Origin of the sequence: Paenibacillus sp. E222 (assembly GCF_013401555.1) — a bacterium.
Classification (GTDB): domain Bacteria; phylum Bacillota; class Bacilli; order Paenibacillales; family Paenibacillaceae; genus Paenibacillus.
In genome coordinates this window covers 2,142,138-2,157,863 of sequence record NZ_CP058552.1, presented here as the reverse complement: position 1 = coordinate 2,157,863, position 15,726 = coordinate 2,142,138, and the positions used below count along the sequence as shown (strand labels likewise).

The 15,726-nt window shown below is 45.7% G+C and carries 18 protein-coding genes, 2 tRNA genes and 2 rRNA genes; 2 read left to right on the top strand and 20 right to left on the bottom strand.

Features of this window, described 5'->3' with window-relative positions; all coding sequences use genetic code 11:
* Positions 1-108: 108 nt before the first annotated feature.
* The 6 genes from HW560_RS09500 to HW560_RS09475 all read right to left on the bottom strand — a co-directional run bounded on the left by HW560_RS09500 (position 109) and on the right by HW560_RS09475 (position 3,703).
* Positions 109-184: transfer RNA gene (locus HW560_RS09500), tRNA-Ala, on the bottom strand.
* A gap of 23 nt (positions 185-207) precedes the next feature.
* Positions 208-284, bottom strand: a tRNA-Ile gene (locus tag HW560_RS09495).
* Between the two features lie 37 nt (positions 285-321).
* Positions 322-438: ribosomal RNA gene (gene rrf / locus HW560_RS09490) — 5S ribosomal RNA — on the bottom strand.
* A 106-nt stretch (positions 439-544) separates the two neighbouring features.
* Positions 545-2,096, bottom strand: a 16S ribosomal RNA gene (locus HW560_RS09485).
* Positions 2,097-2,644: 548 nt separating this feature from the next.
* Positions 2,645-2,875, bottom strand: coding sequence for a hypothetical protein (locus HW560_RS09480; RefSeq protein WP_017692114.1), 231 nt, complete (start codon positions 2,873-2,875; stop codon positions 2,645-2,647).
* 210 nt (positions 2,876-3,085) lie between these two features.
* Positions 3,086-3,703 carry a stage II sporulation protein M gene (locus HW560_RS09475; RefSeq protein WP_090905310.1) on the bottom strand — a complete coding sequence of 206 codons (618 nt, stop codon included), beginning with the start codon at positions 3,701-3,703 and terminating at the stop codon, positions 3,086-3,088.
* A gap of 121 nt (positions 3,704-3,824) precedes the next feature.
* Between HW560_RS09475 and pdaB the strand changes: the two genes are divergently transcribed.
* The gene (gene pdaB, locus HW560_RS09470; protein WP_090905308.1) at positions 3,825-4,601 is read left to right on the top strand and encodes a polysaccharide deacetylase family sporulation protein PdaB; all 777 of its coding nucleotides are present in this window, start codon (positions 3,825-3,827) and stop codon (positions 4,599-4,601) included.
* A gap of 143 nt (positions 4,602-4,744) precedes the next feature.
* Here pdaB and HW560_RS09465 read toward each other — a convergent pair whose 3' ends face one another.
* On the bottom strand, positions 4,745-5,374 hold the full coding sequence (locus HW560_RS09465; RefSeq protein WP_090905306.1) for a KinB-signaling pathway activation protein: 630 nt from the start codon (positions 5,372-5,374) through the stop codon (positions 4,745-4,747).
* 125 nt (positions 5,375-5,499) lie between these two features.
* Between HW560_RS09465 and gerD the strand changes: the two genes are divergently transcribed.
* The gene (gene gerD / locus HW560_RS09460; RefSeq protein WP_090905304.1) at positions 5,500-6,255 is read left to right on the top strand and encodes a spore germination lipoprotein GerD; all 756 of its coding nucleotides are present in this window, start codon (positions 5,500-5,502) and stop codon (positions 6,253-6,255) included.
* Between the two features lie 95 nt (positions 6,256-6,350).
* On the opposite strand, the gene HW560_RS09455 is transcribed toward gerD, so the two are convergent.
* The 13 genes from HW560_RS09455 to infA all read right to left on the bottom strand — a co-directional run bounded on the left by HW560_RS09455 (position 6,351) and on the right by infA (position 15,725).
* A complete protein-coding gene (locus HW560_RS09455; protein ID WP_179262881.1) occupies positions 6,351-7,451 on the bottom strand; it encodes an Mrp/NBP35 family ATP-binding protein in 1,101 nt (366 codons plus the stop codon).
* A 79-nt stretch (positions 7,452-7,530) separates the two neighbouring features.
* Positions 7,531-8,286, bottom strand: a complete 756-nt coding sequence (gene cwlD, locus HW560_RS09450; RefSeq protein ID WP_090905300.1) for an N-acetylmuramoyl-L-alanine amidase CwlD — start codon at positions 8,284-8,286, stop codon at positions 7,531-7,533.
* 68 nt (positions 8,287-8,354) lie between these two features.
* Positions 8,355-9,524, bottom strand: a complete 1,170-nt coding sequence (sat, locus tag HW560_RS09445) for a sulfate adenylyltransferase (protein ID WP_090905297.1) — start codon at positions 9,522-9,524, stop codon at positions 8,355-8,357.
* An 85-nt stretch (positions 9,525-9,609) separates the two neighbouring features.
* Positions 9,610-10,302: a phosphoadenylyl-sulfate reductase gene (locus HW560_RS09440; RefSeq protein ID WP_090905295.1), complete on the bottom strand. Its 693-nt coding sequence runs from the start codon at positions 10,300-10,302 to the stop codon at positions 9,610-9,612.
* 668 nt (positions 10,303-10,970) lie between these two features.
* Complete coding sequence (gene rpsI, locus HW560_RS09435) at positions 10,971-11,363, bottom strand: 30S ribosomal protein S9 (protein WP_024633563.1); 393 nt, start codon at positions 11,361-11,363, stop codon at positions 10,971-10,973.
* 19 nt (positions 11,364-11,382) lie between these two features.
* Complete coding sequence (gene rplM, locus HW560_RS09430; RefSeq protein ID WP_024633564.1) at positions 11,383-11,820, bottom strand: 50S ribosomal protein L13; 438 nt, start codon at positions 11,818-11,820, stop codon at positions 11,383-11,385.
* Positions 11,821-12,025: 205 nt separating this feature from the next.
* Positions 12,026-12,799, bottom strand: coding sequence for a tRNA pseudouridine(38-40) synthase TruA (gene truA / locus HW560_RS09425; RefSeq protein WP_090905293.1), 774 nt, complete (start codon positions 12,797-12,799; stop codon positions 12,026-12,028).
* Between the two features lie 159 nt (positions 12,800-12,958).
* Positions 12,959-13,324 (bottom strand): 50S ribosomal protein L17, encoded by a 366-nt coding sequence (gene rplQ, locus HW560_RS09420; protein WP_017692102.1) that lies wholly within the window; start codon positions 13,322-13,324, stop codon positions 12,959-12,961.
* Positions 13,325-13,358: 34 nt separating this feature from the next.
* A complete protein-coding gene (locus HW560_RS09415; protein WP_024633566.1) occupies positions 13,359-14,303 on the bottom strand; it encodes a DNA-directed RNA polymerase subunit alpha in 945 nt (314 codons plus the stop codon).
* Between the two features lie 136 nt (positions 14,304-14,439).
* Positions 14,440-14,835, bottom strand: a complete 396-nt coding sequence (gene rpsK / locus HW560_RS09410; RefSeq protein ID WP_017692100.1) for a 30S ribosomal protein S11 — start codon at positions 14,833-14,835, stop codon at positions 14,440-14,442.
* Between the two features lie 19 nt (positions 14,836-14,854).
* The gene (rpsM, locus tag HW560_RS09405) at positions 14,855-15,223 is read right to left on the bottom strand and encodes a 30S ribosomal protein S13 (protein ID WP_062329455.1); all 369 of its coding nucleotides are present in this window, start codon (positions 15,221-15,223) and stop codon (positions 14,855-14,857) included.
* Between the two features lie 20 nt (positions 15,224-15,243).
* A complete protein-coding gene (rpmJ, locus tag HW560_RS09400) occupies positions 15,244-15,357 on the bottom strand; it encodes a 50S ribosomal protein L36 (protein WP_003333770.1) in 114 nt (37 codons plus the stop codon).
* Between the two features lie 152 nt (positions 15,358-15,509).
* Positions 15,510-15,725: a translation initiation factor IF-1 gene (infA, locus tag HW560_RS09395; RefSeq protein WP_017692098.1), complete on the bottom strand. Its 216-nt coding sequence runs from the start codon at positions 15,723-15,725 to the stop codon at positions 15,510-15,512.
* Between the last annotated feature and the right edge of the window lies 1 nt (position 15,726).

Genomic DNA, 15,726 nt, shown 5'->3' with positions numbered 1-15,726 from the left:
TATTTATTGAAACTTGTTTACACAAGTTCAGCTTAAAAAGGAATGTTCTAAATCGCAAAATTTCGTTTCGATATCTAGTTTTCAAAGAACAAGCTTGTAAAATCTTGTTGGTGGAGCCAAGCGGGATCGAACCGCTGACCTCCTGCTTGCAAGGCAGGCGCTCTCCCAGCTGAGCTATGGCCCCATATTAGATTTTTAAGGTATACATGGTGGGCCCTGGTGGACTCGAACCACCGGCCTCACCCTTATCAGAGGTGCGCTCTAACCAACTGAGCTAAGGGCCCACATTATATATCATATTGAAACCCGTAATGGGTTTACGCTTGGCGGCGTTCTACTCTCCCAGGACCCTGCGGTCCAAGTACCATCGACGCTGAAGGGCTTAACGGTCGTGTTCGGGATGGGAACGTGTGGAACCCCTTCGCTATCGCCACCAAACGTTTGAGAGTTTGAGCTCTCAAAACTGAGCAACGAGTGAGTAACTAGCCGACCTGGCTAGATTTTGTATTTGAATGTTTCCGTTACAGGAAACGATTCTCCATAGAAAGGAGGTGATCCAGCCGCACCTTCCGATACGGCTACCTTGTTACGACTTCACCCCAATCATCTATCCCACCTTCGGCGGCTGGCTCCTTGCGGTTACCCCACCGACTTCGGGTGTTATAAACTCTCGTGGTGTGACGGGCGGTGTGTACAAGACCCGGGAACGTATTCACCGCGGCATGCTGATCCGCGATTACTAGCAATTCCGACTTCATGCAGGCGAGTTGCAGCCTGCAATCCGAACTGAGACCGGCTTTTTAGGATTCGTTCCACCTCGCGGCTTCACAGCCCGTTGTACCGGCCATTGTAGTACGTGTGTAGCCCAGGTCATAAGGGGCATGATGATTTGACGTCATCCCCACCTTCCTCCGGTTTGTCACCGGCAGTCACCTTAGAGTGCCCACCCGAAGTGCTGGCAACTAAGATCAAGGGTTGCGCTCGTTGCGGGACTTAACCCAACATCTCACGACACGAGCTGACGACAACCATGCACCACCTGTCTCCTCTGTCCCGAAGGAAAGGTACATCTCTGTACCGGTCAGAGGGATGTCAAGACCTGGTAAGGTTCTTCGCGTTGCTTCGAATTAAACCACATACTCCACTGCTTGTGCGGGTCCCCGTCAATTCCTTTGAGTTTCAGTCTTGCGACCGTACTCCCCAGGCGGAGTGCTTAATGTGTTAACTTCGGCACCAAGGGTATCGAAACCCCTAACACCTAGCACTCATCGTTTACGGCGTGGACTACCAGGGTATCTAATCCTGTTTGCTCCCCACGCTTTCGCGCCTCAGCGTCAGTTACAGCCCAGAGAGTCGCCTTCGCCACTGGTGTTCCTCCACATATCTACGCATTTCACCGCTACACGTGGAATTCCACTCTCCTCTTCTGCACTCAAGTCACCCAGTTTCCAGTGCGATCCGGGGTTGAGCCCCGGGATTAAACACCAGACTTAAATGACCGCCTGCGCGCGCTTTACGCCCAATAATTCCGGACAACGCTTGCCCCCTACGTATTACCGCGGCTGCTGGCACGTAGTTAGCCGGGGCTTTCTTCTCAGGTACCGTCACCTTGAGAGCAGTTACTCTCTCAAGCGTTCTTCCCTGGCAACAGAGCTTTACGATCCGAAAACCTTCATCACTCACGCGGCATTGCTCCGTCAGGCTTTCGCCCATTGCGGAAGATTCCCTACTGCTGCCTCCCGTAGGAGTCTGGGCCGTGTCTCAGTCCCAGTGTGGCCGATCACCCTCTCAGGTCGGCTACGCATCGTCGCCTTGGTGAGCCGTTACCCCACCAACTAGCTAATGCGCCGCAGGCCCATCCCCAAGTGACAGATTGCTCCGTCTTTCCAGTTTCCTTCAGGAGAAGAAAACAACTATTCGGTATTAGCTACCGTTTCCGGTAGTTGTCCCAAGCTTGAGGGCAGGTTGCCTACGTGTTACTCACCCGTCCGCCGCTAACCATCAGAGAAGCAAGCTTCTCATCGAGTCCGCTCGACTTGCATGTATTAGGCATGCCGCCAGCGTTCGTCCTGAGCCAGGATCAAACTCTCCAATAAAGATGAATTTCAGAAGCATCGTTAGAGGCTATGAAAATCATCGGTGGTATTGAAAAGAGCGATAAGCTCATTTTGAAACTGACGAGATTAAAAATCTCATTGTTACTTCGAAATCATACAGCCCGAAGGCTTGTACCGATTTCTCAGCGTCGATCTTGCAAGCAAGATCATTACTCACTCGTTGTTCAGTTTTCAAAGATCAAACATTCAATTTGTCTCGATTTTCCTCGTCACCGTATTTTCAGCGGCGACTTTTATAATATATCATGTTTAAGTTTACTTTGCAAGCACTTTTTTCGATTTATTTTCAATCGCTTTATTCCAGCGCTTGTTACGGTTAACTTTTCCTTAAAAAAGGAACGAAAATTAATTTATCATATTGAACAAAAAAGGTCAACCCTTTTTCGACAAATTGCTTCATATCCCTTTTCAAAGCCGCCTATTCTACCTATTCCTGATTCATGGTGTCTGAGGTACAGCGCTTACGGGCCGCACCTCTTATATGGTGAACTTCAGTATTGAACTTTAGTATCCCGCTAACCACAACATTATGGCTTGGATTTTTTTAATTTACCGCCTCTAGCATATTTGGATAGCTCTTTGGGTGGCGCAAAGCGTGCATACATACGGAACACAGTCTTGTAGCGACTCGCAATGGCGTATTTAATTTCTTGATCGAGACGGTTGTCACTTAAGTCGAACAACATTTCATCGAGCTCTTTGCGCAATACATAATCCAATTCCTTGCATTCCTTCTCGTTAAACAGCATACCCAGCATTAGAGTTCTCCTTTTTCTGCATATGGATAATGGCGTGTCCCAGTGTGTGTCATATTCGTGCCCTTTTAATTCAGGCTATATATCGGACAGCGCCGGTTTTAGTAGCAAACCCAGGATCATCTTTGTTTGTCCTTTTGTGCTTGCTACTGAAACCCGTTTTATTGTTATGGTCAACTTTCTGAAAATTTATGAATGTCATCCCATACAAATTTATCCACGAACGAGGCTGTAGGTAAGTGTACTTTCGATAATCGCAGCAACAAAAAGCAAAATAACAATCCAGAAGGATGCAGTTACCGTGGTGCGCATAAAGGAACTCCAGTGTCTGCCAATCGTATTTCGTTTCTCCCCGCCAAATTGAACAAGACTTTTAAGAACCAACCCACCAAACTTTAGACCGAATGCACAAGCGATAATAATTACCGGAATCTCAATAATGCCATGTGGAAGTAGTCCTTTCACAACAATATCAAAGAAGCTGGCCCCATAATTCATTGTGGTGTGTACCAGAAAACCGATAACCATGCCATTGATTAGCAGGAAAACGACAGGCAGAATGCCAAAGAAAATACCGGCATAGATTACGAGTACACTTTTGATGGCATTATTGAAAAAGATAAAGAGGAAGAAGTTCCATTGCACATTGCTCCCCTGCTCCAGCCGCTCACTAACCTCCCTCAGTCCCCCGATCTGATTCAACAATATATCCTCAAGTGGTCCTGTACTTACCCATCCCGTGCCTATTCCAACAACAAACAATACGATCGACCAGATTAATGCACCACGAATGGAACCTAAAGCTCTAAGAAATGTACTGAATTTTAACATAATATCCTCCTGTGAAACCAAGATGTTGGACAAACAAACGTCTGATACGAATAACTGCGAGGTACGAGCATACATTGGAGAGTAAACAAGCATTTCTTATGGGAGAGGGGCGCTTATTGAAATGAACTCGTTCTATGTATTTAGCGGCAAAAAAATCAAACGTTTCCTGATTGTGCTGGTTGCTGCCGTCTTTGCTATCGGGATTATTTATCTGGAGAGCGGCAATATTTCTGTATTCTCGGAGGATGCACCATCCGCCGTATACAGCGTTCCAACCGAGAAGAAGGTTATTGCACTCACCTTTGACATTAGCTGGGGAGATAAAAGGACAGAGCCTATTCTGAAGGTCCTCCAAGATAATAAGGTACAGAAGGCAACGTTCTTCTTGTCCTCCCCCTGGAGTAAAACACACCCCGAAATTGTAACAGCCATTAAAGACGCAGGATACGAAATCGGCAGCCACGGTCACAAGCATGATAATTACAGCAGTCTAACTGAAGAGGAGATCCGCAAGGAGATTTCGACAGCTCATAGCATTTTAACCGATTTAACGGGAAAAGAACCGAAATTGCTGCGTCTGCCTAATGGCGACTTTGACAAACGTGTTCTCCAGGTTGCCAACAGTCTGAATTATCAAGTAGTCCAATGGGACACCGATTCGCAGGATTGGAAGAACCCAGGTGTACAGACTATTGTTGATCGTGTAGTCAGCAAGGCACATCCGGGTGACATTGTGCTGCTGCACGCCAGTGATTCCTCGAAACAAACCCATGAAGCATTACCCGTCATAATCGACAAGTTAAAAAATCAAGGGTATGAATTTGTGACGGTTTCCGAGCTGCTTAACCATTCAAGTGTCAAAGGTACGGAAGTGCGCGACCAAGCCAGTGTACAGTAAATGTTAAACTAAGGGTATTGCAGTGGAATACTCCATACCTACCTTTTGAACTTCCCCATGCCCTGTAAAAAGGTGCTGAAGCGCCATAAATGAAAAGAGCTAACTAGGTTAGCTCTTTTTGGCGTTATTTTTTCAAATAATCGCTACGCATGACTTTCTTGTACCTCGGTCTTCCCACTCACCCGTTGCTCCATGGACCCATCTACCAGCCTGTGCAATATCAGCATTTGGTATGCATTACAGATTAACAGTGGAACCACAATAAAGATGGTAGCCGCATTTACATCAATTCGCAACACACCGATCGTCTCCACCACGGTAACAGCCACCATGAAAAAGAGTGTAGGTACCAGCGCCGAAACATGTGTCTGTTTCACTTTTACGTAAGCGGTAACAATTCCAGCTGCCAAAATAATGATTCCAAGCACAATATCGGAAAGTCGTTCCCGTTCCCCACCAACAAACAAACGTAAAAACATGACATCAAGCAATGCCAAAACCGTTAGAACAATCTGTACAATCTGCCAACTGCGTTTCGAAAATACACCTTTGCCCATATAGTTCAATATCAAGTATGCGAAAAAACCCATTTGCGAATACACGCTAATCATAATACCGGAACCAAACAAGATCAGGAGATAAATTAAAAAATCGGTCATCCCATTCGTTTTTTCTCCATTAACCAACATCATAATTAGACCCGTCACTAATGATCCTGCAGCCCCAATAAGCAAAGCTGACCAAAATAGGAAAAACCATTTACGTAAATTCAAATGTTTTCCACCCCCGAGAGTTTATTTTACCAACCTTCACAGCAAAAAACCATCATCATTCAACATATTTAGCGGTTTCCCATCACATACTACATCCAGTATCTAATCAAGGAGGGGTTGTGCACATGAAACGGCCTTTGTGGCAGTTATGCTGTGTCGTACTTGGACTATCCGTCATGCTCGCTGGCTGTGGCTCAGATCAGAATTATTCGCCTCCTCAGGGCGGTTATAAAGAGATGAAAACGATGGTCGTGGATATTCTCAAAAGTGACGAAGGAAAAAAAGCGGTTGAAGAAGCTCTTACAGGACAAAGTTCTTCCGGAGGGGGAGAAAGTGGGGGCGCCGGCCAAGGTGGTGGTGCAGGCGGTGGCTCTGGATCAGTGGGAATGAAAATGTTAATGCCTATGCAATCTTCGGAACAAATACGTATTGCTGTAAAAGATACAATCACTGCTCCAGAGTACAAGAAGGAATTCGAGAAAATCATGACAGACCCTCAATTCGCAGGCGAATTCGCCAAAGTAATCAATGCGCAAAGCAAACAACTGCATATGCAATTGATCAAAGACCCAACATATCAAAAATCGATTGAAGATGTCATGAAATCTCCGGAAGTATCCAAGATGTTCATGGATATGACCAAAACTCCTGAGTATCGTAAACAAACGATGACCGTTATGCAAGAAGTCATGCAGAATCCTTTATTTCGGATGGAAGTACTGACTTTGCTTAAGAAGGTAGTTCAGGATGAATTACAACCTAAAACAGAACAGGGCGGCAAACAGGGAGGTAAAGGCGAGAATGGAGATGGCGGAAGCGGTAGCAGTGACGGTAGTAGTGATGGTAACAGTGGCGGCGACGGAAGTAATGGAGGATCATAAGCCCATAATACTTGAAAATTAAAAAATATCACATGTTGAAAAAAAGCCCGCATCCATGGATGTGGGCCATTTTATACTTTACACATATAGAAAATTTAAAACTTGGCATCAACAGACTGGGCAACCTCGTCGTAGATTGCTCCGATGCTTGACTCTGCTTTATACACAGATGGAGAAAAATCCGGCTCCGAAATATGATTATCCGGTGCTCCCAATGGAATCTGCGCAAGCAGCTCTGTATGAAGACTCTCGGCAAGAGTACCCCCACCGCCTCGGCCAAATACATAATCTTTCTCCCCGCATTTGCTGCATTCATAATACGCCATGTTCTCTACGACACCAAGCAGCTCATGTTCCGTCTGAATAGCCATAGCACCTGCACGTGCAGCTACAAAAGCAGCGGTTGCATGCGGTGTGGTAACGATGATTTCTTTGCTGTGTGGCAGCATCTGATGTACGTCTAGTGCAACGTCCCCCGTACCCGGAGGCAGATCAAGCAGCATATAATCCAACTCTCCCCAATTTACATCGGTAAAGAATTGGCGCAACATCCGCCCCAACATAGGTCCACGCCAGATCACTGGGTTATTCTCCCGAATAAAGAATCCCATCGACATGACTTTTACGCCGAAACGTTCAACAGGCTGGATAACCCCGTCCTCAACGACTGGATATTCCTCAATGCCCATCATATCAGGCACACTGAAGCCATATATATCTGCATCAATTAGGCCAACCTTTTTACCTTGACGTGCCAGAGCCGCTGCCAAATTAACGGTTACCGTCGATTTGCCGACGCCGCCTTTACCACTAGCAACAGCAATAAAACGTACGCCGGATTCAGGACTTAGCAACTCATGTCCGTCCAGACCTGCTGCATGGCCTTTGACAAGCACTTCGTCCTGGTCTTCCTCATGATCCGCTTGTCCGATGTTCAGGCTCTCACGCTCATGCTCTGACGCTGCACGCAGACGAATATGTACATCATTCACTCCGTGTTGGGACAACAGGTTGCGCGCGGCATCGCTTAGAGCAGTTGTATCCTCTGTGCGGTTCTCCAGCGTCACCATAGTAAGAGCAACATGATTTTCTTTAACCATGACATCACGGACCCACTGCAGTTCAGTCAAACTTAAGCCCAATTGCGGTTCCTGCAATGGCTGCAATAGTTCAAGTATCTGTTCTTTTGATAACATCAGACAGCACCTCAGCTTTATCTATTGGCATGTAATTAGGTATGCTAATCCAATTATATCATTACCTTTCTCGTTGTGACTAACTTTTAGGACGTTCTCCTGAGGAATAACGAAGAATTCCGTTGTAGATGGATGCAGCTACTTTGCGCTGATAGGCCTCATCAGCAAGCAGACGCGCCTCTTCCGGGTGAGAAAGGAAACCCACCTCCACCAGTGCAGAGGGAATTTTTAAAGCCTGGAGCAAATAAACGGTATTTACCGTTTTTGCGATTCGATCTGTATTTTCCAGATTACGAATCATTTCTTGCTGAAGCAGATTGGCCAACCCTTCATTATCAGGATGGTTAGGTGTATAAAAAACTTGAGCACCACTCCAGCGGTTCGATGGAACACTGTTCATATGGATGCTGATAAAGAGATCTGCCTGTTTATCCTCGATTCTTCTTACTCTTTGTTTCAGGTCTTCCGTTTTGCGTTTGGAGTAGCCCTTGGTGTCTGTAGCAGCCAGATCGGTGTCTATTTCTCGGGTCATGACAACCAAGGCTCCTGCTTGCTGCAGATAATCTCGTACGTACAGCGCAATGGATAAATTGATATCTTTCTCAATGACTCCCTGCTTACTCACTGCTCCCCCATCGGGCCCACCATGTCCTGCATCAATGGCTATGACTTTTCCCGCTAATGGCAGCCCCCAGTAACCGGACATTTTAGAGGAGGGCAACTCATACGTCACCACTGCCACAAACATCGCCAGCAAACAGAGGCTTAACATGATCCTCTTCATGGTGCGTAACCTAATCCAGATTACAAAGTGCTTCCCCATATTTTTACGCATAAAAAAACCACCTCGTCCCTATAAATGACTCTAATCATCTATATGGGACAAGATGGACAAATATACCGTTAGGAGCGGACTTGCTCCGCCATCCCTTCAATCAGCACCTCAGCTACCTCAGGGCGCGTAAATTCTGGTGGAGGGCATTGGCCGTCTCTCAGCAAGCCACGTACTTTGGTGCCAGACAGAGCCATGTGGTGTTCTTTATCATGCGGGCAGGTTTTGCTTGATGCCATGTTGCCACACTTGGTGCAGAAAAAACTATGTTCAAAGAACAAAGGTGTGATACCGAGTTCTTCCGGGGTGAAGTTAGTAAAGATCTCCTGCGCTTCATACGTTCCATAGTAGTCACCCACACCTGCATGGTCGCGGCCTACAATAAAGTGAGTACAACCATAATTTTTACGTACCATTGCGTGGAAAATGGCCTCTCTTGGACCAGCATACCGCATAGCCGCCGGGAATACGCCGAGGAATGCACGATCAGCCGGATAATAGTTCTCGAGCAAAACCAGATAACTCTTCATCCGTACATCAGCAGGTACGTCATCAGACTTCGTTTCGCCTACAAGCGGATTTAAGAACAACGCGTCCACAATCTCCATTGCACTTTTCTGAATGTACTCATGGGCACGATGGACCGGATTACGCGTCTGAAAACCGACAACCGTCTTCCAGCCCTTATCCTGGAACGTTTTCCGTGTCTCAGCAGGATCATAATAGAACTGTTCGAACTTGGCCGGCTTGGGGCGGTTAAGGACTTGAATTGGACCTCCTACATATGTTGCAGGTCGTTCCAGCAGTTTCTTCACACCCGGGTGTTCTGGATCATCCGTTTTGAAGACACGACGTGCTTCCTCACCCTGATCTACTTTGTAAATGCTCTTCACTTCCAGCAATCCATAGGTTATTCCATCATCATCACCAATAAGTGCGACAGTCTCACCGATCTGGAGTGAAGTAGCCTGCTGCTCATCTACAGCCAGCGTAATGGGTATGCTCCAGACTGTTCCGTCTGCAAGACGCATGCGAGATATAACGGAAAGATAGTCTTCTTCATTCATAAAACCTTGAAGCGGTGAGAATGCACCCACACCAATGAGATCCAAATCCGAAATTGTCCAGCTGTTAATACGTAAAGAGGACAGTTTCTCACTCTCTCGTAATAGTTGTTCCCGTTCCTCTCCTTGTACGACACGCTGAATCAGCGTACCTCCATGAGGCAGAATCGAAGTCATCTTGTCAGCTCCCTGTTTCACCATTTTTTATAACATCAAGAATGAATTCAGTGCATTATAAAATCCACTACTTACTCTGACTCAATTATTTATGAAGACCACATTCCGTTTTTTCATTTCCAGACCAGCGTCCCGCACGTGGATCTTCTCCAGGCATAACTTGACGTGTACAATACTCACAACCGATACTCGGGTAATTCTGATCATGCAGCGGGTTGTACACAACATTATTGGTACGAATGTATTCCCATACATCCTCTGAAGTCCAGTGGGCAATCGGGTTGAACTTCATCAGACCAAACTTGGCATCATATTCGACCTTCTTGGAGTTTGCACGCGTCGGTGCTTGATCTCTCCGAATACCGGTAATCCATGCATCGTACTGGGATAGAATACGTGTCAGCGGCTCAACCTTCCGAATATTACAACAAGCATTAGGATCAGACTTCCACAATTCATCTCCATGTTGAGCTGCCTGCTCTTCAGGAGTAATTTTAGGTGATACACGTACAAAATCAAGATTGTATTTCTCCTTCATTTTGTCACGAGTTTCGTAAGTTTCCTTGAAATGAAAATCGGTATCTAGATAAAATATATCCGTAGATGGGCTGATCTTCTGAAGCATATCTACAAGTACAACATCCTCTGCACCGAAGCTGCATGCAAAAGTGATATTTGGAAACGTCTCAATAGCGTAACGAATAATATCCTCTGGACTTGCGTTTTCCAACTCCTCAGCTTTCGTCCGTGCAAGTTCTTCTTTCTCCAACAAGTTCATGTCTGCATTTCCCCCATTCTGCATTTCAAAAATCACTAAAGCCGACTAATCTAATATGAATTATGTATAGTATAATTCTTTCATGGGGGATGTCAATGCCTGCCATATGGTAAAATACATCAGTTTAAGCCCATTTATTTGCTGTTCATCTTGAAAAATAATTTGGTCTTAATAATGCATTTAATTGATTTGTGGATAAAATCATCCATGTGTTGCATCATCAATCCCCCCCTGTCATCATCCACTCATCATTGAAATCCTTTGCTACTACTGGGTTTATCGAGCCGATTTGATAAAACGAGGTATAGAAGATCTCTATATAACCGAAGCAATTTAGAATAATGAGAAGGATCTAATAATGAAATAAAAGCGGAATCGAATTCTTCAATTGTAAGGGCTATTTATCAAAACCATAAGAAAAACTGATGAAATTAATCATGAAAAATGTATGATTACAACCATTACGAGGTTCTAAACTGCGAATTAAATTAGTGGATAACGGAGAGGTAAATTAAATGGAGTACTACCTAGAGGAAGAAACCTTAACCGTTACAGAGGAACCTGAAGCCTCTTTGATTCATCATCTGATGTTAAGAGCATTTATTATACTTATTGGTCTCTAGAATACAAAAAAGCCTTTGACCGAGGCCAAAGGCTTGTAATGCATATTAACGTTTGGAGAACTGAGGTGCGCGACGTGCGGCTTTGAGACCGTATTTTTTACGCTCTTTCATCCGTGGGTCACGAGTCAGGAATCCTGCTTTTTTCAGGGAAGCACGGTATTCCGGATCTGCTTTCAACAGAGCGCGGGAGATACCATGACGGATCGCACCGGCTTGACCGGAGATTCCGCCACCATGAGCGATAACAAGAACATCATAGTTGCTGAGTGTTTCTGTCAGGTTCAGTGGTTGTTTTACGATCAGTTTGAGTGTTTCCAAACCGAAGTATTCATTAATATCACGTTTATTGATGACAATGCGTCCTTCACCCGGTACAAGGCGAACACGAGCTACCGAATGTTTACGACGACCTGTCCCATAGTATTGTACTTGTGCCATGAAACTGTCCTCCTTTTAATTAACCGCGAAGTTCATAAACTTCTGGTTTTTGTGCTGCATGTGGATGCTCAGTGCCTCTGTACGCTTTAAGTCTCAACTTCATTTTCTCGCCCATGCGAGTTTTAGGAAGCATACCGCGAACAGCCAATTCCAACATACGTTCCGGTTTGTTTTTAACCATCTCTTCAGCAGTAGTTACTTTCAAACCACCTGGGTGCATCGAGTGACGGTAGTATTTTTTACCTTGCATTTTTTTACCAGTCAATACAATTTTCTCTGCATTGATGATAACAACGAAATCGCCAGTGTCCACATGTGGAGTGAATTGTGGCTTATGTTTGCCGCGGATCAAAGCAGCTGCTTCGCTCGCCAAACGTCCGAGCGTTTTGCCTTCGGCATCAATGATGTGCCATTGGCGCTCAACTTCGTTAGGCTTCGCCATGTACGTGGTACGCATGAAAAGTTCCTCCTTAAAATGTTCAACATCATTATATTCATTTATCTTCATTCATTAAGTGATAACTTTAGGTGTTGTTGGATAGTTCTTTCATTGTGACCCTCTTAATTGGGGCTGTGGGAAAGCCATTAAGAAAACACAACTTTTATATTACATGATAGGAGCTTAAATCGCAAGTGTTAATTAAGCATTTCACTTCGCAAATTTAATCTTTTTTGTATTCAAGGTCCCAGAGCATTAAACCGCAGCTAACCGCAGTAGGTCCTGCAGCAGAACGATTACAAGCAGCAATCATATTCGGTACGTCAGAGGCTTTCCGTTTGCCCTCTCCGACCTCCAGCAGTGTACCTACAATGATACGAACCATATGCTGCAAAAAGCCGTTACCACTCACATAGATGTGAATGACACCCTGATCGCGCGGATGGTCCCTACACATAGAACGGTCCACTTCTATCCATGCTTCGTATACCGAACGTACATGATTGTCTTTCTGAGACTTGCGTGAAGCAAAGGAGGTGAAATCATACGTACCAATAAAATGACGTAACCCCTCCTGCATTGCCGCAATGTCCAGCTTGGCATGGTGATGATATTGCAGCCTCCGATTAAACACGTCCGGGAATTGATTCGCATTGACGGTATACCGATACGTTTTCTTTTTCGCAGCATAGCGAGAATGAAATTCGTTTGGTACTTCAACCGCATCAATAACGATAATATCGGATGGCAATCTGGAGTTGAGCGCCATACACCATCGTTCAATCGGGATCTGGGATTCCGTAGGAAAATTGAAGATCTGTCTGCGTGCGTGAACGCCTGCATCCGTTCTGCCTGAACCCGTAATTTTAACCTTCTCACCGGTTAAAGCACGAATGGCATCTTCAAGATGGTCCTGAATGGTATTCCCTCCCGGCTGAACCTGAAAGCCGTAATAGGCAGTGCCATCATAAGTTAACGTCATACACAAGTTGCGCATCAATACCACACCTTTGTTCCATACTATACATGTGCCTATCCCGAACAGCAAAAGAAGCCCCTTTCGGAGCTTCTATTACAGCACGAAATCCGAAATGAAGAGAAAAAAAGGGTTAAACCAGAATCAACGATTCTGTCCCCTTTCCTCATCTCATCTGTTCTACGCGCGGTCAACCAGTTCCAAGTAAACCATAGGCGCAGCGTCACCACGACGAGGTCCCAGTTTCAGGATACGAGTGTACCCACCTGGACGCTCAGCGTAACGACCGGACAATTCGCTAAACAGTTTTTGGATTGCATCTTGCTCACCATCGATTGTTTCGCGGCGAACATAAGCTGCCACTTGGCGACGGGCATGAAGATCTCCCTTTTTCGCTTTAGTGATCAGTTTTTCAGCAATAGAGCGAACCTCTTTTGCTTTCGCTTCAGTTGTCTGAATGCGTTCGTATAAGAACAGGTCGGTTACCAGGTCACGGAACAAAGCTTTACGTGCGCTGGAATTACGGCCCAACTTTTGGTATGCCATTGTTTTCCCTCCTTCACTTCAAGCACTCGGCTGTCTATTCTTCTGTACGGAGTCCCAAACCAAGTTCCTCAAGCTTCTCTTGAACTTCTTCCAAAGACTTGCGTCCGAGGTTACGGACTTTCATCATGTCTTCTTCTGTTTTCGTAGTCAGCTCTTGCACGGTATTAATACCGGCACGTTTGAGGCAGTTGTAAGAACGAACAGAGAGATCCAGCTCTTCGATCGTCATTTCGAGTACTTTTTCTTTTTTGTCTTCTTCTTTTTCGACCATAATCTCTGCATCTTTCGCTTCGTCTGTAAGACCCACGAAGAGCATCAGATGCTCGGTCAAAATTTTAGCGCCAAGGCTTACAGCCTCTTCAGGACGAATACTTCCGTCAGTCCAAACTTCCAACGTGAGCTTGTCATAGTTGGTTACTTGGCCGACACGCGTATTTTCCACAGCGTAGTTTACGCGGCTGATCGGGGTGAAGATGGAATCGACTGGGATGACGCCGATCGGCTGGTCATCGCGTTTATTCCGATCTGCCTGGACGTAGCCGCGACCGCGATTGGCAAAAATACGCATGTGAAGTCTCGAACCTGGTCCGAGCGTAGCAATGTGCAAATCCGGGTTAAGAATTTCCACATCGGAGTCAGCACGGATATCTCCAGCCGTAATTGCTCCTTCGCCTTCAGCATCAATCTCGAGCACTTTCTCCTCGTCCGAGTGAATTTTGAGCGACAAAGCTTTCAGGTTAAGGATGATCTCCGTAACATCTTCCATAACGCCAGGAACTGTAGCAAATTCATGCAGAACGCCATCGATTTGAACCGAAGACACTGCCGCACCCGGCAGTGACGAGAGCAAGATGCGACGAAGCGAGTTTCCAAGCGTCGTACCGTATCCGCGCTCTAGCGGTTCTACTACGAATTTCCCATAGGTGCCATCATCGTTGACGTCTACCGTCTCAATTTTCGGCTTTTCGATTTCAATCACTGCAATACCCCTCCTTCAAAACGTCGGTCCTCTATGAAACATTTACCTTCTCTTGCGAAAACATGTAGTAGTATGCCTAAACAACCATTATTAGCAGATTGTGGCGGAAATATACCACACGCAGGGGCAAATCTCATTAGACACGACGACGTTTTGGAGGACGGCATCCGTTATGCGGGACTGGAGTTACGTCTTTGATCAGGTTAACTTCAAGACCAGCAGCTTGCAAAGAGCGGATCGCTGCTTCACGGCCTGCGCCCGGTCCTTTAACCATAACCTCAACGGCTTTCATCCCATGTTCCATTGCAGCTTTGGCAGCAGTCTCAGCAGCCATTTGTGCAGCAAACGGAGTCGATTTACGGGAACCTCTGAATCCGAGGCCGCCGGAGCTTGCCCACGAAATTGCGTTTCCGTGAGGGTCCGTAATGGTAACGATAGTGTTATTGAATGTGGAGCGGATATGTGCCACGCCAGATTCAATATTTTTACGGTCACGACGTTTAGTACGTACGACTTTTTTCGGTTTAGCCATTTTCTCTTATCCCCCCTTATTATTTCTTCTTGTTCGCTACAGTACGACGAGGACCTTTACGAGTACGAGCATTCGTTTTCGTACGTTGTCCACGAACAGGCAGACCACGACGATGACGAACTCCACGGTAACAACCGATCTCCGTCAAACGTTTAATATTCAAAGAGATTTCACGACGCAGGTCACCTTCTACTTTGACCTCTTTGTCGATACTTTCACGCAATTTGCTGACTTCATCTTCCGTCAAATCACGAACACGAGTGTCCGGATTGATGCCTGTTGTGCTCAGAATTTTCTGGGAAGTCGTTTTACCGATTCCGAAAATATAAGTCAAGGCGATCTCAACGCGCTTATCACGTGGCAAATCCACACCAGCTATACGTGCCATTTTACGCTACACCCCCTTCTTTAACCTTGTTTTTGTTTGTGTTTCGGATTTTCACAGATAACCATAACATTCCCTTTGCGGCGAATGACTTTGCATTTTTCGCAAATCGGCTTGACCGAAGGTCTTACCTTCATGTGAATTACCTCCTCAAAGTTTTGCTTAGCAAAACTCTCTTCGTAAGCATTGACCTTGTTCTACTAATATAGAACCGGCTTCGAAGCTTTCGCAAGTTTTGCCGGGCAAAACCCGCTTCATAAGCTTCACAGTTCATTGCAACTGTCTACTACTATTTACGGTAAGTTATACGACCTTTTGTCAAATCATAAGGTGATAACTGAACAACCACTTTGTCTCCAGTCAGGATACGGATAAAGTGCATCCGCAACTTGCCAGAAACGTGAGCGAGAATTTGATGACCGTTCTCAAGCTCAACCTTGAACGTTGCATTCGGTAGCGGCTCGAGAACCGTACCTTCCACTTCAATGACATCTTCCTTGGCCATT